Source organism: Bacillus sp. FSL K6-3200, from assembly GCF_038630485.1.
Taxonomy (GTDB): Bacteria; Bacillota; Bacilli; order Bacillales; family Bacillaceae; genus Bacillus; species Bacillus safensis.
Genome location: NZ_CP152032.1, coordinates 258,798 through 275,530, shown reverse-complemented (window position 1 = coordinate 275,530; position 16,733 = coordinate 258,798). Strand labels below are relative to the sequence as shown.

Below are 16,733 nucleotides of genomic sequence, written 5' to 3'. Positions count from 1 at the left end.
GATGTTGATTAGAGAAGCAAGCATAGAAGATTATCCACAATTAAGACAAATCTATTTAGAATCCCGGCGCCAGAGCTTTCACTGGCTCAATCCAGAAGAACTCAATCTGCAAGATTTTGATCAAGATACGCAGGAAGAGCAAATTTTCTTAGTTGAAGAGAAAAATAAAATCCTTGGATTCATTTCTCTATATGTACCAGATCGTTTTATTCACCTCTTGTTTGTACATCCAGAAGCTGCTGGTCAAGGGGCAGGGGATCTGCTGATCAAACAAGCGATAAAAGTTTTGGGAACACCGGTCACCCTCAAATGCGTCTCCGAAAATCACAAAGCTTTATCTTTTTATCAAAAAAGAGGGTGGAAGGCTGTTGTAGAAGAAGGAGAACCTGGGGCGGAATACTGGGTGCTTATTTATGAATAGAAGTCTTTTATCTTATCATTCACGGGGCCCTTTATAGGGCTTTTTTGCGGTTTCTTTTCGGTGTCGAATGGTTCATAAAATGATAATATATGTCATTATAGGGAAAATAGAGGAAGGGGTAAGGGCTGATGGAGAAAGTGCTTTCTTCTCACGTCGGTTTGAAAATCAATGAATGGTATTATCATATTCAAAGATTTAACGTACCAGACGCCGAAGCATATAAAGAGGAAATTAAATCAATGCTTGATCATATGGAAGAAAATCAAGATTTATTATTGTATTTCTCACTCATGGAGTTCAGACATAAATTAATGCTTGATTACTTGAATCCTTTAGAAAATGGGAAAGAGCGGGCCAACTTCAAGGAGCTCGCAATGAAGATCAAAAGGGATCAAGAGAAATTAACAGGATTACTCGAGTATTACTTCAATTTTTTCTACGGCATGTATGAATTTGAAAACTATGAATACCTAAATGCGATTACCTTCTATAAACGGGCAGAAAAAAAGCTGTCTCTTGTCAGTGACGATATTGAACGGGCCGAGTTCAATTACAAGATGGCTGAAATCTATTACCACATGAAACAAACCCACATGTCCATGCACCATATCGCACAGGCGATAGAATGTTATCGAGAAAAAGATACATACACTGTAAGAGAAATACAATGTTCTTTTGTGATCGGATTAAACTATATAGATATGGGCTGCCCCGAAAAAGCAATACCCCATTTTCAACACGCACTAGAAAAAGCCGCCGACAACTCAACCAAACGATTAAAAGGATCAGCACTCTATAATTTAGGGTTGAGTTATTTCCATCACAATGAAATAGCCCAAGCAATTATACATTTTAATGACTCAATTCGAGCATTTAGAGAGCAGGGATACGAACATTTAAATAGAATCTTAGACCCGCTCATTATGTTGTCAAAAGCCTACTTCAAAAAAAAGAACAGGATTTAGGTATATATGCTTTAAATAACGGCATAGAACTATCTGAAAAGCTGAAAGATCATGTGCTGTTATTGATATTCAAATTTTTAAGATCACTATACGTTGAAAACAATTTTGAGCAGTTGGAAAAGATAATGGAATTGCTAGAAATAAAGTCAATGTATCCTGATCTTGAAGATTTAGCCAAAGATGCTGCAAAATATTATAATGAAATGGGAGATAAAGACAATGCGATGCTTTTTTACGAGAAAATTCTTTATTTCCAAACTCAAGTGAAACGGGGGGACTGTCAGTATGAAATTTAAAACGTTATCAGTCGTATTTGTGATGATCAGTGTCATCAGTATTGTTGGTTATTTTACATCTGAAGTGACAGCAAGTCATGATGAAGCTAGGAGAGGTCATACTGCAAGTATCGGTTATACTGCTTAAATAAAAAGCCCTTAAAGGGCTTTTTATTTTAAGACGGAATATATGCTATGAATAAAGAATATTTTTTCCATAGAAAAGATATTGAGGAGGAAGTAAAGTGAGAATGTTAAAATCAACATTATTTCGAAGGATTTTCATTATATCTTTTGCTTTAACCTTTATGATTAGCCTGTTCAATATGGCCGTGTTCCCAGGGACACCAGCGTCTTACTATGTTGGCCTGGTTTGTAAGATGTTGTTTATCAGTTTGTTAAATGGTTTGTTTTTTGGAACAATCAGCTATTTGATTGGCGTCTTTCTCGGTGCTAAATCTTCAAAGGAAAATCAATAACAAGTGAGCGGCTAAAGTCCATTCTTTTTTATTTGAAAAATTTGATATCTTATGAAAGAGAAAATGAGATTACTTCATGTATGAGCTAGATCGCAAGTCCTGCATATGTATTTTCCATCATACATTACATTATTTTTAATATCCTACTGCATTATATTTTAAAGGATGTTACCTTTGGTTGTAAGGAATGATTGGCCAGTCTTCCAATAAAAATTGGAGGGAAATCATGAATTGCAAAATTGAAATGTTAATGAATATGAAAATGGTGTATATGAGAAATATCGGATCATATGTCAGCAAAGAGAACTTTGAGATGATGAAGAGATTTAAGAAATGGATCAAACAACATCATTTAAATGATGAATTAAAGGAATATGGTATATATGGTGTTCCTCAAGATGATCCTGGAAAAATTCCATTAGAAAGATGCAGATACGATCTCATGCTTATGACAAATAGAGATTTCTCAAATGATCAAATGGTTCAGACTGGTCATTTTGAAGGAGGAAAGTATGCTGTGTTTACTGTGACACATACAACTGAAAAAGTGAATTTGTTTTGGAGCCAATTGCCTCAAATGATCCAAAACAATCAATTGAACATTCGGCATGTACCTATTATAGAGCGATATAGAGAAGAAGAAGGAGTGTGTGAGTTCTTACTGCCTATCTTTTAAACACTTTATTGAACTTCAATGAAAACAGACCTCTTATGGTCTGTTTTCATGAATATGATATGTGTAAATATTCTAGGACTCGCTCCTTTAAATAACGATACTGATCCTCATTCGTATCTTGAAATGCTTCTTCTCGATTTGAAGGTACATCCATATAAACGATTTCATCAGAGAATTGTGAAGAAGTAAAGTCGATTCTTGTTCCATTCACTACGTTGTAAAAGTGCCATCCATTGGGTAATGCAGTTTTGTTTATTTTTCCGCCTAGAAGATCATGTACGACTAAAGAAGTGACGCCACATTGTCCGTTTGCCGGGTTGTCTTTACTCCATTTTGAGCTAGATTGAGAAGACCATGCTTTAAAAAGAGCATCAATGATTTCGTCTGTCGTGTAGAGGTTCATCATAAAAATCCTTTCTATTTAAAAAGTGAAATGAATGTAGTATCTGTTTAGTATATAGTAGATTTTTTTTCAATCAAAATCTAGATGCTATACTATGGCTAAACCAATATAACAATGAAGATTCATGACAGGAGGAGCTTGGTGTGGTATTCATCATAGGTATTGTAATCGCTTATATTGTTGCTATTTTAGGCTTTACTGTTTTCGTAGATGTAGGGAATGGGTTGGGAACGGCTCTCAGCATCATCGGGGGAATGGTCATTTTATTCATAGCTGGTAGACTACAAAGACAAAAAGAAAAGAATGATCCAAACATATTATTAGATAAAATGATGATGCTTTTTCAAGAAGACGGTTTTCAGGCATCAACATACATCTTTTCACAAAATGTTGATAAAGGTTTTGCGATTGATGATGAGCGAAAGGTAATGCGCTTTATTACACATCAACCTGGCGGCTCATCTCGAAAATTCAGGTTTGAAGTCACTGAGCTTTCCTTGAAAGAGTTAAAACAAGTTGACATGTTAGAAGATGGTGTACCGATTGAACAATCTACTGAGAGTGATAATAATGAAGAGATCTCGACACTTGAATTAAGATTAACTATGAATGATCAGGAATCATCAACGATCACGATCACCTTCCTGAAATTTGATGTGCCAGTTCGTAAGAGTGACGCCGAATATTTGACTGAACGAGAAAATCTGGAAGAAATTTATCATGAAATTGATTCAATGATGAAATCTGCGGATTAATGAAATGACTGTTCATAAAGAAGAAATCAACATTTGAGGTGGTTTCTTTTTTTATGTCAATCAAGACAAAGCTGGTTCAGTCATTGCGGTTGAATGTTTTCTTCAAAAATGAATAAAGATAGACTAGACACGAAAACGAACATTGATATCGAAATGACTGGAGGAAACATAAATGCAAAAGCTTTGCAGGGAAGTCTGGATCGAGGTCAATCTTGACGCGATTAAAAGAAATATCGAAGCCATTCAAGCGCATATTCCAAGGAAAAGCAAGATCATGGCTGTCGTGAAGGCGAATGCTTATGGACACGGTTCAGTGGAGGTTGCGCGGCAGGCATTAGAAAGCGGTGCGACAGAGCTTGCAGTTGCCAGCTTAGAAGAAGGCATTGTATTGCGGAGAGCAAAAATTGAAGCACCGATTCTGGTCCTTGGATTTACTCCGCTCGACTGTGTGAAAAGGGCTGCAGCTTGGAGAATTGATCTCTCCGGCCTTCGAGAAGACTGGATTGTTCAAGCAAATGAGATCTTAGCGGAAGAAGAAAGTCAGCATCGCCTAGGGATTCATGTCAATGTCGATACGGGAATGGGACGATTAGGTGTCCGGACAAAGGAAGAGTTGTTAGCAGTGGTGGAGGCGCTTGAAGAGAGTGAAAACCTGAGGTGGGATGGAATATTTACGCATTTCTCGACTGCGGATGAGCCTGACCCTGATTTCACACTGCTGCAGCACAGCATTTTTATTGATTTTCTTCGTTTCTTAAAAAAACAAGGCATTACACTGCCGACAGTACATATGAACAATACAGCGGCTGCCATCGCATTTCCTGAATTTAGCGCAGATATGATTCGGCTCGGCATCGGATTATATGGACTGTACCCCTCGCAATACATTGAGAGTTTAGATGCTGTTAAGCTAGAGCCCGCTCTCAGTTTAAAAGCAAGAATTGCGTTCGTGAAAGAAATGGTGACAAAGCCAAGGACCGTCAGTTATGGTGCAACCTATGTAGCAAAGCCTGATGAAGTTATTGCGACCATACCGATCGGTTACGCAGATGGGTACTCACGTGCCTTATCCAATCGAGGATTTATGCTTTTCCGCGGAAAACGAATGCCGATTGCTGGCCGAGTCACAATGGATATGACCATGATCAGTTTAGGAGAAATGAAAGCAAAGCAAGGCGAGGAAGTCGTTATTTACGGCCGTCAAAAGGGCGGAGAAATTTCTGTCGATGAAATCGCCGAAATGCTCAATACGATCAACTACGAGGTTGTTGCCACTTTAAGCCGCCGCGTTCCTAGGTTTTATCGTCGAGGCGGGAAGATTATTAAAATATCGACGCCGGTGATGTATGTGTGAGTCAATTTGTTGGACCTCATATGAAAATCCAAATAGCCCCCTTTACTTGGCAAGGGAGCTAACGAGTTTAAGTTCTACTTTACGATTTAAGCACGATACTCTTTATCTAAAATAAGAATTGGCTTAATCGTAGATCCATTTTTAGAATCTTCAAAGGCTTGTTCAATATCTTCTAATTCGTAAAATTTTGCTAGTTTCTCAACTGGGAATTGTCCATTTTTAAAGAACTTCACTAGTTTAGGAATAAATAGTTGTGGAACGGCATCCCCTTCTATCACACCTTTTAATGTGAGAGCATTGAGCATTAAATCATTTGTTACATTAAATGTTAAATCGCGCTTCCCTACTGCTACTGTTGCACAAGTCCCTTTGACACGCAGGCAATGAAGGGCAGATAGAGTGACTTCTGGTACACCAGTTGTTTCAAATGAGTAATGTGCACCTTTGCCTTCTGTTATTTCCTTAATTTTTCCAGCTGGATTTTCATGCTTACTGTTGATGACATGCGTTGCACCTAATTCTTTTGCTAACTCAAGGCGGCTATCATGAATATCAACGGCAATAATCGGATCACAGCCAGCGATTTTTGCTGCCATTAACCCACTTAAACCAACAGCGCCTGTACCGAACACTACAAAGCTTGTACCAGGTGCTGGAGCAAGTGAATTTAAGACAGTACCGCTCCCAGTCATTAAGCCGCATCCCAATGGTCCTAAATAACGCAAATCGGTTTCTTTTTCTACTTTTACCACATTTTTCTCATCAACCGTTGCATATGTTCCAAATGAAGATTGACCAAAAAATTGTGATACATCTTGATGATCATGTGTATGGATAGGCGTTTCATTATGCTTATTACGACCAGAAAAATTCAGTGGAATCATGTTTTCACATCCACCTGCGTTCCCATCTAGACAATTATGACAATGACCACAATAAGCGAAGCCTAGTACAACGTGGTCTCCTTCTTGAACGGTTGTGACATTAGAACCTGCTTTGACTACAATGCCAGAGCCTTCATGTCCTAATACAGCAGGACGTGGGACAGGAAGCGTTCCATCTAATACTGTCGCATCAGTATGACAGACGCCAGATGCAACAATTTTGACAAGCACTTCATCTGCTTTTGGGTCATCTAGTAATAACGTTTGTTTCTCGAAATCTTTTTCATTTGTTGTGACCATCGCTTGAATTTCCATATCATGTGCCCTCACTTTGTATAGTATAATATTCAATAAAGTTAGATCAAATGTCACAAAAAATTCATTTCTTTATGACTAAGTTGATTGTAGGACGAAAGATTTTTCGTTTCAATCAGCAAAAAAACTTTTTTGTATAGGTTTTCAACATACAGGTATTTATGTATCTCTAATCAACATTTTTTTAAAAGTGTCTAAAGGAGGGGCCAATGATCAAAAAAGAGGATCGCCGTGTTGAGCGAACAAAAGAAACACTTCGGCAAACATTCAAAATACTAGTAAAAGAAAAAGGATATTCGCACGTAAAAGTGAAGGATATTGTGGAAAAGGCAAATTATAACCGGACGACGTTTTATGTGCATTATGAAAGTAAAGATGAACTAGCAGCAGATTTTATTCATCGGGAAATGGAAGATTTCGAATATGAATTTTGTAAACCAACTCGTGAAAATCCCCTGTTAGACTTAACTCGCATGAAACCAGAGGGCACCTATGTATTTCAATATATCGTCGAAAATCGCGACTATTATGATTTATTAGTTATGGAAGACCGCATCCCGCAAATACAAGAACAATTGCTTAAGAAAATACAATACATCTTCCAAAATAGAATGTCGTTTGTAAGTGATCAGTATGCAGAAATCAACGACAGTTATTTTATCCAATATCGTTCATACGGCATCTTTGGTTTTATCATTGAATGGATTAGAAATGACTACAATGCGTCCCCCTCTGAAATGGCACGCCGCATTATCAATTTATTATATAATCAATCCTCACTCATGATTGAGCTGAATGGCGATGAACCGATTATTAAAACGTAATGCTTAGAACATATCTTCATCACACAACATATTTAGATGATTGAATGAATGATTTTTTATTTCATTTGAGTTTTAAAGTAGTTGCAGTGAAAGAGAATATATATATTGTCTCTTCAAAAAACTCTTATAAAAATAATGTCTATCAATTCAATACTGCCACTGGTGAATGGAAGAGCTTGGACTCATCGGCTTTACCACCTCGAAATGGGAGAGCCATTTCTGCAATTGACGGCAAAATATATGTTGCAGGTGGAGAAAATGCGATTGGGCATAGTAGAGAAATATCTTTGTTCCAGTATGATATTTCATCAGATAAATGGAGTAAATTAAAAGATAGTGACTTAACTTCATATGTATTTCACCAGCTTACGAAACATATAATGAGAAATTCTTTTGTCATTGGTGGACAACAGACTGGTGATCGTTCAAGTGAAATGCTGAATAAAGTCCAAATTTTCAATCCGAAAGATGGTCAATTTAAAAATTCAGCGTATGATTTACCAGAAGGTAGAGTATCAGCTGTCGCAGCAATGGTTGATGATCAATTGTATGTCATTGGCGGACGTAACTACTCATTTCATATGGAACTTTTCTGCGAAAGTGATTACAAATCAGTGATTTCTATTCTATTAAGTGACTTGCAAATAACTGAAGAAGAAGTAAAGTCAGATGACGATACAACCGAAGAACCAAAAGATCCGGACGGGACAAAGCCAGGCGAAGAAGCAACAAAAGGTATACTTTCCATTACGATGATAAACGGGCTGCAAAAGGATTATTTGCTTTCAATGAAAGAAATCAACGATTTTCTTAACTGGTATTAAGAAAGAAGTTTTGGAATTGGGATGAACTTCTATGAAATCAATGATGAACATAATAAAGGACCTTTCACAAGTAAGAAGGATTACGTGGTGTACCAAAATATCTTAATGTTTGATATAAAGCAATATTGATATTTATAAAACGATAGAGCTGCTGATTATAGATCAGCAGCTTTTGTTTTTATATAATTGTTAAAATCAGGATTAAAGTCATGGAAAATGTGATATCTTTTAAAAAACATGCTAAACATCCTATAACCACGTCCGATAATAGAATTGTCAGGGTTGATAAGCCCTAGAATAAAGGACTTTTTTCAGACAAGGACGTCTGTCAGGTCCCACATACATGGAGGTAATAGGAAATGAGAATTAACCACAATATCGCAGCACTTAACACATTAAACCGTTTGTCTGCAAACAACGGTGCGAGCCAAAAGAACATGGAGAAACTTTCTTCTGGTCTTAAAATCAACCGTGCAGGAGATGACGCTGCAGGACTTGCCATCTCTGAAAAAATGCGTGGACAAATCCGCGGTTTAGAAATGGCATCTAAAAACGCACAAGATGGTATCTCTCTTATTCAAACAGCTGAAGGTGCATTGACTGAAACTCACTCAATCCTTCAACGTGTTCGTGAACTAGTCGTACAAGCTGGAAACACTGGTACACAGGATAAAACTACTGATCTTCAATCTATTCAAGATGAGATTAAAGCTCTACAAGAAGAAGTAGATGGTATCTCAAATCGTACAGAGTTTAACGGTAAAAAATTGTTAGATGGTACATTTAAAGCTCCTGCTGATCCAGCAGCACCAACTGCTACTGAGAAATCTTTAGTATTCCAAATCGGTGCTAACTCAACTCAACAAATTTCAGTTAACATTGAAAAAATGAGCACTGATGCACTAGGAGTTAAAGATCCAGCTGATACAACTGGAAGAGCAATCTTAGCTAATCAATCTGTTAAAGATATTGATGTAACTAAATTTGCTGATAATGCTGCAACTGCAACTGATGTAGGTTTTGATACACAATTAAAGATTGTTGATTCTGCAATCAACCAAGTATCTGCTCAACGTGGTAAACTTGGTGCGGTTCAAAACCGCCTAGAGCACACAATCAATAACCTTGGTGCATCTTCTGAAAACTTAACAGCTGCTGAGTCTCGTATTCGTGACGTTGACATGGCGAAAGAAATGAGTGAGTTCACTAAGAACAACATTCTTTCTCAAGCATCTCAAGCAATGCTTGCACAAGCGAACCAACAGCCACAAAACGTACTTCAATTACTACGTTAATGACAGGCCCCTTTATGGGGCTTTTTTATATTTATTAACCTTGAATATTTTAATAAAAATCGAGAAATAAAGTATTAAGCGAAATTATGAATATAGATGGGTAAATTAATAAATTAATTTTAAATCATGCTAAACATCCTTTAAAATAAACCGATATTTTAATTGTCAGGGTTGTTAAGCCCTAGAATAAAGGACTTTTTTCAGACAAGGACGTCTGTCAGGTCCCATATACATGGAGGTAATAGGAAATGAGAATTAACCACAATATCGCAGCACTTAACACATTAAACCGTTTGTCTGCAAACAACGGTGCGAGCCAAAAGAACATGGAGAAACTTTCTTCTGGTCTTAAAATCAACCGTGCAGGAGATGACGCTGCAGGACTTGCCATCTCTGAAAAAATGCGTGGACAAATCCGCGGTTTAGAAATGGCATCTAAAAACGCACAAGATGGTATCTCTCTTATTCAAACAGCTGAAGGTGCATTGACTGAAACTCACTCAATCCTTCAACGTGTTCGTGAACTAGTCGTACAAGCTGGAAACACTGGTACACAGGATAAAACTACTGATCTTCAATCTATTCAAGATGAGATTAAAGCTCTACAAGAAGAAGTAGATGGTATCTCAAATCGTACAGAGTTTAACGGTAAAAAATTGTTAGATGGTACATTTAAAGCTCCTGCTGATCCAGCAGCACCAACTGCTACTGAGAAATCTTTAGTATTCCAAATCGGTGCTAACTCAACTCAACAAATTTCAGTTAACATCGAAAAAATGAGCACTGATGCACTAGGAGTTAAAGATCCAGCTGATACAACTGGAAGAGCAATCTTAGCTAATCAATCTGTTAAAGATATTGATGTAACTAAATTTGCTGATAATGCTGCAACTGCAACTGATGTAGGTTTTGATACACAATTAAAGATTGTTGATTCTGCAATCAACCAAGTATCTGCTCAACGTGGTAAACTTGGTGCGGTTCAAAACCGCCTAGAGCACACAATCAATAACCTTGGTGCATCTTCTGAAAACTTAACAGCTGCTGAGTCTCGTATCCGTGACGTTGACATGGCGAAAGAAATGAGTGAGTTCACTAAGAACAACATTCTTTCTCAAGCATCTCAAGCAATGCTTGCACAAGCGAACCAACAGCCACAAAACGTACTTCAATTACTACGTTAATGACAGGCCCCTTTATGGGGCTTTTTTTTATGTCTTGTTCTTCGAATTTCTCTTTTTATGATTCTTAAGTCATTTTTGTAAAATGTGAAAAAAGACCTCAAATTCAAGTATTCTCTAGCGAAACGATCATAATGAATAAATCTTTTTCCTTATTTGATCCTTTTTTGTTAAACATTCTCTATTATGGTTCGATAAAGGGAATGTAAGGCTTACAAAAAAATCTGTTTTAGAACTTTTGGACATGGATGTCCAATTGGTTCAAACACATGGAGGTCATTAAACATGAGAATTAACCACAATATCGCAGCACTTAACACACTGAATCGTTTGTCTGCAAACAATGGAGCGGGGCAAAAGAACATGGAGAAGCTTTCTTCTGGTCTTAAAATCAACCGTGCAGGAGATGACGCAGCAGGTCTAGCAATCTCTGAAAAAATGCGTGGACAAATCCGCGGTTTAGAAATGGCATCTAAAAACGCACAAGACGGTATCTCTCTTATCCAAACAGCTGAAGGTGCATTGACTGAAACTCACTCAATCCTTCAACGTGTTCGTGAACTAGTTATTCAAGCTGGAAACACTGGTACACAAGACAAAGATACGGATCTTCAATCTATTCAAGATGAGATTCAAGCATTACAAGAAGAAGTAGATGGTATCTCAAATCGTACAGAGTTTAACGGTAAAAAATTATTAGATGGTACATTTAAAGCAGGAGAGGGTGCAGCAGCTCCAGATCCAGATGCAACTCCGGATCCAGCTACTGGTAATGCTTTAGTATTCCAAATCGGTGCTAACGCAACTCAACAAATTTCAGTTAATATTGAAAAAATGAGTACTGATGCATTAGGAGTTAAAACTGATGGGGAAATTGTAGAAAATCAAGCTGTTAAAGACATCGATGTAAGAAAATTTGCTGACAATGATGCAAAAGCAGAAGATGTTGGTTTTGATACTCAACTAAAAATTGTTGATGCAGCTATCAACCAAGTATCTGCTCAACGTGCTAAACTTGGTGCAGTCCAAAACCGTCTAGAGCACACAATCAATAACCTTGGTGCTTCTGCTGAAAACTTAACAGCTGCTGAGTCTCGTATTCGTGACGTTGACATGGCGAAAGAAATGAGTGAGTTCACTAAGAACAACATTCTTTCTCAAGCATCTCAAGCAATGTTAGCGCAAGCAAACCAGCAGCCGCAAAACGTACTTCAATTATTACGTTAATGAAAAAGCCCCTTATAGGGGCTTTTTTTGATTCAATTTAATGACAGCAAGTGCTCTAGACGAAAGTCAGGAACCGCTTCATGGAAAAAAGCTCGGTTGCCTTCATCGTTCTTTTGATCCCATCGCTTCCACCATTCGGCGGTTTCTCCAGAGGTGTCAGCTTGAATCATGTTGTGCAGCTGTTCTAAGTTAATGATTTCTCTCGGTTCTGTTAAGAAAGAATGCAACCGGTGGTACGCCTCAAGACATTCAGGCTGTTTTGTGACAATGGCGTATTGTACGTAGCGATTTAAAAATTCCTGTACGAATGTCAAGTGGGGGATGGTTGCTTCTCCTTTTAACTCGACGCCGTCCCACGCCATATCAGCAATGGCACAAAGCCACCATCCAAGTTCACTCGCTTGCTGCATTTGTTGTAATGTGTCCTTTTCAAAAGATAGCCGCTCATTTTTTTGTGCTTGTTTGAGCATACGTTCAAGTGTTTGTGCTTCAAGGGCAGCTTTTGTCATGCCCTGCCCATGAATAGGATCTAACGTACATAAGGAATCGCCCATCACCAATAATCCACTTGGCCAATCCTGCATTTGTTCATAGTGATGTCTTACGCAAGAAGGGACTCTAAATCCTTTTGGTTTTGTAAAGTGCGTTAAATGGGTGATGGCTTCTGCTATTGCGGGATGGGTCAGTGCAGCGGTTTCTGAATCAAATTGAGCATCATCCGTTGTTGGATAATGTGAACCGCCAGCTGCAGAAAGAAGAACAGCCACTAAATCATGATCTACCCGTTCAAACAGTCCTGTTGGGATTTGTTTATGAGGCTGTCCAACTACGACCATTGATTGCATGTACGGCGCACCTGGTGGTATTTGATAGTATCTTGTGCTGTATCCTAGAAACACACTTAACTCATCAGTCTGTGGTAAGGTGAGGCCAGCGTCTTTCAGCCATTTTGGCAACTTGGACATTCTTCCAGACGTATCAATTACTAAGTCTGCTTTTATTTCATGAATGCTTCCAGGCTTTATTTGCCGGTCCTTCACGATGAGCCCCATGACTTGATTTGTTCCTTCTTTAAACTGAAGCGAGATGGCTTCATGTTTTTCTAAAAACTGCACATGGTCCTCTTTTACCATTCTTTGCATCAGCACCCACTCTAGTATTGCGCGTCTTGTGACGGCAGTTTCTTCTGTATCAGTGAGCGTTAACTCGCCATCTTTTGTGATAAATCGAGAGGTTTGATCCCTTGTATTAAATCCGCCCATTGCCAGTAATTCTTTTGTATAACCAGGGAATAGACGTTCAACGATTTGCTTGCCAAGTGGCAGCATTCTATGTGGATGAAAGGCTTGAGGAGTGCCGAGACGATTCTCAGGAGAGTCTGGCAGTTCATCCTTTTCAATAATTAAGACTTGATCATAAAACATTGATAAAACTTTTGCAGCGAGCATTCCGGTGATGCCTCCGCCAATGACGATTGCCCGCTCATATTTCATGGGTTGTGTCACAACATGCGCCTCCAATGAATACACAAAATGGTTACATGACCATTTCATCATATATTGATTCATTAATTATAGCAAATTTGCGATTTGTTGAATATAGAAAGGAAATGACCTGCTTTTTACTCATAAATATGAAGAATTTCTTCAATCATCATCATTATTTTTAAAAAGTAACTATTAATTTAAGAAGAGCGACCGATAAACAATATAAGGGGGTAGAGAAAATGGATATACTACAGAGTATTGTGACAGCAGCACCTTATATGATGCAGATTTTAAAAAATGAAGTGACGATGGGTGTTATTGATCGAGAGAAATTCTTGCTGTATTTGCCATCGAAAGATGTTGATTTTCAAATTCGTGCTGGAGAACCCATTAAACCAGATGATTTAAATATGAAAAAAGCGCTCAGAGGTGAATCATCAAGTACGTTTGTACCTGAATCGGTCTATGGAATACCGTTAAATGCAATGGGGTTGCCAATTTTTGATGAAAATCAACAGGTTATTGGTGCACTCGCTTTAGGTTTCCCGATTAAAAATCAATTAGAGCTTGAAGCGTATATGGAGTCATTAAATGACATCATTCAAAGTATTCAAGAAAAGGTGCATGTGGTGGCGGCGCATTCAGAGGAGCTTTCTGCGACAAGTGAGGAAATGACCTTACAAACGCAGCAAACACTTGAAAGCTCGAAAAAAACATCCGATATTACAAAAATGATTAAAGGTATTTCGAAACAGACGAGTTTGCTAGGATTGAATGCGTCAATCGAAGCAGCCAGGGCAGGAAAAGAGGGTGCTGGTTTTAGTGTTGTAGCAAGTGAGGTTCAAAAGCTTTCAAGTGAAACTTCACGTGCAACAGAAAACATCGAAAGCTCACTGCAAGGAATTTCCTCTAATATACATACATTACTTGAGAGTATGGGTCATATGAAAGGTTCATCAGCAGAGCAAGCTTTACTTGTGACAGAGTTTAGCGAGATCGTGGAACGATTGACGATCGTAAGTAAAGAAATGAAAGAATTCATGCAGCATGTGATGGCAACGTAAAAAACGAATCCAATTAGATTCGTTTCAGCGTGTAGACAAACCCTCGCATTCTTTGTCAGTCCTGCGCGCTGGTGCTCACGAATGTTTCAATTCGCTCCGCTCCAGTGCTCGTCCTTCCTAGACTGCAAAGGTTTTCTATCACGCTGAAAAGAAGACAAAGGGCTAAAATAAAAATCATTTTAGCCCTTTGTCAACAATTTGAAACGAATCCAAGAGGATTCGTTTTTTTGATGCGCTATTTTCTTTTGTTCCGATCAAAGCGATAATCGTATGTTTCTCCCTTTACCACATTTAAAAATTCATGCCCAATTTGAACAAGCTGTCCATTTTTCCATTTAATGAGGGGGTCTTTATCAGGGTATTTCCAGTAAATCGTTTTCTTTCGGTGGGTGAGTTTGTTTTCAATTTCTGCTCTAACTGCGTTCTCCTTTAGTTTCCCTCCGCTATGACGGTAGGTATTGATGATATATGTTCCGTCAGGTGATGTCATCGAGCGGATAAAGGTTCCGTGAGATACGCCTTGAAGAGAAAAGCATTTCCAGTAAATGATGCCAGCGAAGCTAAGGGATAAGATGACAAGGGTGATGGTGGTTTTCTTCTTTAACATGAATTCCTCCAGATGTAGATCACAATATTTCTAATTTATGAGATAGAATGCAAAAAGATTCATATAGTCCAAAAGTTCTATTCATTTCAATTATCGGTCATTTTTTCTCAAAATTCAACAGATAGCCGTAAAGATAAGGAAAATTTAAGGATGTTTCATATCGATAGATCTTTCGAAATCCCTTTACAAAAGAATTTGAGATCAGTAGACTTATGCTCATATAAAGAAATGGAGCAGATGACATGAGGCAAATTATCGATACGTATCAAAGTTATGAAGAGCTTTCCGCTCATGAAAGAAAAGGAATCGATTATCAAATTCTTCACGAGCGGAAAGGTGACCAGCTTTTGGTTTTGTCCCCTCATGCTGGAGGAATTGAATCTGGCGTGAGTGAGCTTATTCATGAAATCGCAAGTGATCATTCTATGTATTTATTTGAAGGCCTTAAGGTGAAAGGCAATCATGTGCTTCACATTACAAGCACACGTTTCGATGAGCCGGTCTGCCTTTCTCAAGTGCATACCCATCATTACACGTTTGCGCTCCATGGCTACGGGGAAACGGAGGTGCTTCAAACATTAGTGGGCGGGACAGACAGAGAAAAAGCGGCAGAAACAGTGAAACGTTTAACGCTTAATGGATTTCCCGCAGTGCTACTATCTGAATCTGATCGTTATTCTGGAACACATCCAGACAATATTAATAATCAATGTCTGACCGGAAAAAGTGTACAACTTGAAATCAGTCAGGCGCAAAGAAGAGCATTCTTTCAAGATTTCAGACGGCGCTATCGACGTGAAACACAAAATGAGCAATTTTATCGGTACACAAATGTACTCAAGCAATTATTAAACCTTTATGAATAACCTCACGTTTGATAAACAGCTTCTTTTTCCGCAACCTTTTCGGCTTTCATTAAATAAGAGGTAAACTCCTGTTGGAAGCGAATGCCTGCTTTCCGCTGTTCGAATAAGGCAAGCCGCTTTTCAGCGAAAGCCCAGGTGACGTGAAATGTTTGCGCAATGTGCAAAATGGCTTGCTGCCGAAGGCTTGGAAGCTTCATTTTCAGAAGCATAAAGGTCGGTACACAAAAGTGATACATGAATTGTTTTGCCTGAAACTCTTGCAGTTCTCGAAAGAGTTTGTGCATCTTGAAATGATTACCTGCATGCTTCAGCACATGACAGAGCTCGTGAGCAAAATCCTGCCATTGTTCCTCTGAAGATAAAGATCTGTTTAATATAATACTGTAAAGACCTTGATGCTTGATCATCATGCTGCCAGTATCCTCATAGTGTACCCATACATGAAATTCAGAAGCGATCCTTTGCATGTCTCTATAAGCAGGACCGCTTATTTGTAATTTGGCATATAACCGCTTAATCTCTTCTTCTAAATGGGTTAAAAAACCAGTCATTTAAAAACCTCCAAGCAAACGTATGTTCTATTTTTGGCGTAAAAGAAAAGTCCATATAGGACTAAATAGCTAATGAAGCTATTGCTTACTTTTAATATCGGCTTATTTTTAACAATTTTAACATAAAATCAAGGAAAAATGGAATTAATTCCTGTTTTTTTCTTCATTTTTGCGTTTTCCACTACTAAAAAGAGTGGGTTGAATTCAAATTTTACCATAGTCTTCTCACTAAAACAAACTCATGTTGTCTTACGAACGCCACCAATTGATGAGAAAGATC

Annotated in this window: 18 protein-coding genes and 1 pseudogene; 14 read left to right on the top strand and 5 right to left on the bottom strand. The window is 38.2% G+C overall.

Translation table 11 applies throughout. The annotated features are described in order from the left end of the window. The first annotated feature begins 1 nt into the window (after position 1). From MHI60_RS01450 to MHI60_RS01430, 5 genes and pseudogenes are all read left to right on the top strand, one after another. Positions 2 to 421, top strand: coding sequence for a GNAT family N-acetyltransferase (locus MHI60_RS01450; protein ID WP_144485452.1), 420 nt, complete (start codon positions 2 to 4; stop codon positions 419 to 421). 128 nt (positions 422 to 549) lie between these two features. Beyond that, positions 550 to 1,682 (top strand): annotated as a pseudogene (locus MHI60_RS01445) (tetratricopeptide repeat protein). Beyond that, on the top strand, positions 1,672 to 1,809 hold the full coding sequence (locus MHI60_RS01440) for an aspartate phosphatase (protein ID WP_095408252.1): 138 nt from the start codon (positions 1,672 to 1,674) through the stop codon (positions 1,807 to 1,809). Before MHI60_RS01445 ends, MHI60_RS01440 begins: the two are co-directional and overlap by 11 nt. Before the next feature lie 97 nt (positions 1,810 to 1,906). Next, positions 1,907 to 2,140, top strand: coding sequence for a hypothetical protein (locus MHI60_RS01435; protein ID WP_197198400.1), 234 nt, complete (start codon positions 1,907 to 1,909; stop codon positions 2,138 to 2,140). A gap of 226 nt (positions 2,141 to 2,366) precedes the next feature. Then, positions 2,367 to 2,816, top strand: coding sequence for a GyrI-like domain-containing protein (locus MHI60_RS01430; protein ID WP_144485450.1), 450 nt, complete (start codon positions 2,367 to 2,369; stop codon positions 2,814 to 2,816). A 46-nt stretch (positions 2,817 to 2,862) separates the two neighbouring features. On the opposite strand, the gene MHI60_RS01425 is transcribed toward MHI60_RS01430, so the two are convergent. Then, positions 2,863 to 3,219, bottom strand: a complete 357-nt coding sequence (locus MHI60_RS01425) for a hypothetical protein (RefSeq protein ID WP_144470232.1) — start codon at positions 3,217 to 3,219, stop codon at positions 2,863 to 2,865. 143 nt (positions 3,220 to 3,362) lie between these two features. On the opposite strand from MHI60_RS01425, the gene MHI60_RS01420 reads away from it, so the two are divergent. Continuing rightward, on the top strand, positions 3,363 to 3,974 hold the full coding sequence (locus tag MHI60_RS01420; protein ID WP_144485448.1) for a hypothetical protein: 612 nt from the start codon (positions 3,363 to 3,365) through the stop codon (positions 3,972 to 3,974). A 172-nt stretch (positions 3,975 to 4,146) separates the two neighbouring features. Further along, the gene (gene alr / locus MHI60_RS01415) at positions 4,147 to 5,328 is read left to right on the top strand and encodes an alanine racemase (protein ID WP_144470236.1); all 1,182 of its coding nucleotides are present in this window, start codon (positions 4,147 to 4,149) and stop codon (positions 5,326 to 5,328) included. A gap of 86 nt (positions 5,329 to 5,414) precedes the next feature. On the opposite strand, the gene MHI60_RS01410 is transcribed toward alr, so the two are convergent. Continuing rightward, the gene (locus tag MHI60_RS01410; protein ID WP_144485446.1) at positions 5,415 to 6,527 is read right to left on the bottom strand and encodes an NAD(P)-dependent alcohol dehydrogenase; all 1,113 of its coding nucleotides are present in this window, start codon (positions 6,525 to 6,527) and stop codon (positions 5,415 to 5,417) included. Between the two features lie 209 nt (positions 6,528 to 6,736). Here MHI60_RS01410 and MHI60_RS01405 point away from each other — a divergent pair, with 209 nt between their 5' ends. The 5 genes from MHI60_RS01405 (at position 6,737) to hag (MHI60_RS01385) (ending at position 11,878) form a co-directional block, all read left to right on the top strand. Beyond that, the gene (locus tag MHI60_RS01405; protein WP_144485444.1) at positions 6,737 to 7,351 is read left to right on the top strand and encodes a TetR/AcrR family transcriptional regulator; all 615 of its coding nucleotides are present in this window, start codon (positions 6,737 to 6,739) and stop codon (positions 7,349 to 7,351) included. Positions 7,352 to 7,395: 44 nt separating this feature from the next. Then, positions 7,396 to 8,175, top strand: a complete 780-nt coding sequence (locus tag MHI60_RS01400; protein ID WP_242058396.1) for a kelch repeat-containing protein — start codon at positions 7,396 to 7,398, stop codon at positions 8,173 to 8,175. A 359-nt stretch (positions 8,176 to 8,534) separates the two neighbouring features. Next, on the top strand, positions 8,535 to 9,470 hold the full coding sequence (gene hag, locus MHI60_RS01395; protein WP_095408260.1) for a flagellin Hag: 936 nt from the start codon (positions 8,535 to 8,537) through the stop codon (positions 9,468 to 9,470). Positions 9,471 to 9,718: 248 nt separating this feature from the next. Beyond that, positions 9,719 to 10,654 carry a flagellin Hag gene (hag, locus tag MHI60_RS01390; RefSeq protein ID WP_095408260.1) on the top strand — a complete coding sequence of 312 codons (936 nt, stop codon included), beginning with the start codon at positions 9,719 to 9,721 and terminating at the stop codon, positions 10,652 to 10,654. A gap of 282 nt (positions 10,655 to 10,936) precedes the next feature. Continuing rightward, a complete protein-coding gene (gene hag / locus MHI60_RS01385; protein ID WP_095408261.1) occupies positions 10,937 to 11,878 on the top strand; it encodes a flagellin Hag in 942 nt (313 codons plus the stop codon). 32 nt (positions 11,879 to 11,910) lie between these two features. On the opposite strand, the gene MHI60_RS01380 is transcribed toward hag (MHI60_RS01385), so the two are convergent. Next, positions 11,911 to 13,383, bottom strand: a complete 1,473-nt coding sequence (locus tag MHI60_RS01380; RefSeq protein ID WP_144485041.1) for an FAD-dependent monooxygenase — start codon at positions 13,381 to 13,383, stop codon at positions 11,911 to 11,913. A gap of 221 nt (positions 13,384 to 13,604) precedes the next feature. Between MHI60_RS01380 and MHI60_RS01375 the strand changes: the two genes are divergently transcribed. Further along, a complete protein-coding gene (locus MHI60_RS01375) occupies positions 13,605 to 14,429 on the top strand; it encodes a methyl-accepting chemotaxis protein (protein WP_144485043.1) in 825 nt (274 codons plus the stop codon). 235 nt (positions 14,430 to 14,664) lie between these two features. Here MHI60_RS01375 and MHI60_RS01370 read toward each other — a convergent pair whose 3' ends face one another. Next, positions 14,665 to 15,036 carry a DUF5412 domain-containing protein gene (locus MHI60_RS01370; RefSeq protein ID WP_142944574.1) on the bottom strand — a complete coding sequence of 124 codons (372 nt, stop codon included), beginning with the start codon at positions 15,034 to 15,036 and terminating at the stop codon, positions 14,665 to 14,667. A 242-nt stretch (positions 15,037 to 15,278) separates the two neighbouring features. Between MHI60_RS01370 and MHI60_RS01365 the strand changes: the two genes are divergently transcribed. Beyond that, positions 15,279 to 15,902 (top strand): poly-gamma-glutamate hydrolase family protein, encoded by a 624-nt coding sequence (locus MHI60_RS01365; RefSeq protein WP_144485045.1) that lies wholly within the window; start codon positions 15,279 to 15,281, stop codon positions 15,900 to 15,902. A gap of 2 nt (positions 15,903 to 15,904) precedes the next feature. Here MHI60_RS01365 and MHI60_RS01360 read toward each other — a convergent pair whose 3' ends face one another. Further along, positions 15,905 to 16,453, bottom strand: a complete 549-nt coding sequence (locus MHI60_RS01360) for an ImmA/IrrE family metallo-endopeptidase (RefSeq protein WP_048238591.1) — start codon at positions 16,451 to 16,453, stop codon at positions 15,905 to 15,907. Between the last annotated feature and the right edge of the window lie 280 nt (positions 16,454 to 16,733).

Excerpts from the sequence above, each read along its gene's own strand:
- MHI60_RS01370 (WP_142944574.1), bottom strand. The coding sequence starts at position 15,036 with ATGTTAAAGAAGAAAACCACCATCACCCTTGTCATCTTATCCCTTAGC.
- hag (WP_095408260.1), top strand. The coding sequence starts at position 9,719 with ATGAGAATTAACCACAATATCGCAGCACTTAACACATTAAACCGTTTG.
- MHI60_RS01400 (WP_242058396.1), top strand. The coding sequence starts at position 7,396 with ATGAATGATTTTTTATTTCATTTGAGTTTTAAAGTAGTTGCAGTGAAA.
- MHI60_RS01450 (WP_144485452.1), top strand. The coding sequence starts at position 2 with ATGTTGATTAGAGAAGCAAGCATAGAAGATTATCCACAATTAAGACAA.
- MHI60_RS01375 (WP_144485043.1), top strand. The coding sequence starts at position 13,605 with ATGGATATACTACAGAGTATTGTGACAGCAGCACCTTATATGATGCAG.
- MHI60_RS01360 (WP_048238591.1), bottom strand. The coding sequence starts at position 16,453 with ATGACTGGTTTTTTAACCCATTTAGAAGAAGAGATTAAGCGGTTATAT.
- hag (WP_095408260.1), top strand. The coding sequence starts at position 8,535 with ATGAGAATTAACCACAATATCGCAGCACTTAACACATTAAACCGTTTG.
- MHI60_RS01365 (WP_144485045.1), top strand. The coding sequence starts at position 15,279 with ATGAGGCAAATTATCGATACGTATCAAAGTTATGAAGAGCTTTCCGCT.
- alr (WP_144470236.1), top strand. The coding sequence starts at position 4,147 with ATGCAAAAGCTTTGCAGGGAAGTCTGGATCGAGGTCAATCTTGACGCG.
- MHI60_RS01440 (WP_095408252.1), top strand. The coding sequence starts at position 1,672 with ATGAAATTTAAAACGTTATCAGTCGTATTTGTGATGATCAGTGTCATC.
- MHI60_RS01405 (WP_144485444.1), top strand. The coding sequence starts at position 6,737 with ATGATCAAAAAAGAGGATCGCCGTGTTGAGCGAACAAAAGAAACACTT.
- MHI60_RS01430 (WP_144485450.1), top strand. The coding sequence starts at position 2,367 with ATGAATTGCAAAATTGAAATGTTAATGAATATGAAAATGGTGTATATG.
- MHI60_RS01425 (WP_144470232.1), bottom strand. The coding sequence starts at position 3,219 with ATGAACCTCTACACGACAGACGAAATCATTGATGCTCTTTTTAAAGCA.
- MHI60_RS01410 (WP_144485446.1), bottom strand. The coding sequence starts at position 6,527 with ATGGAAATTCAAGCGATGGTCACAACAAATGAAAAAGATTTCGAGAAA.
- hag (WP_095408261.1), top strand. The coding sequence starts at position 10,937 with ATGAGAATTAACCACAATATCGCAGCACTTAACACACTGAATCGTTTG.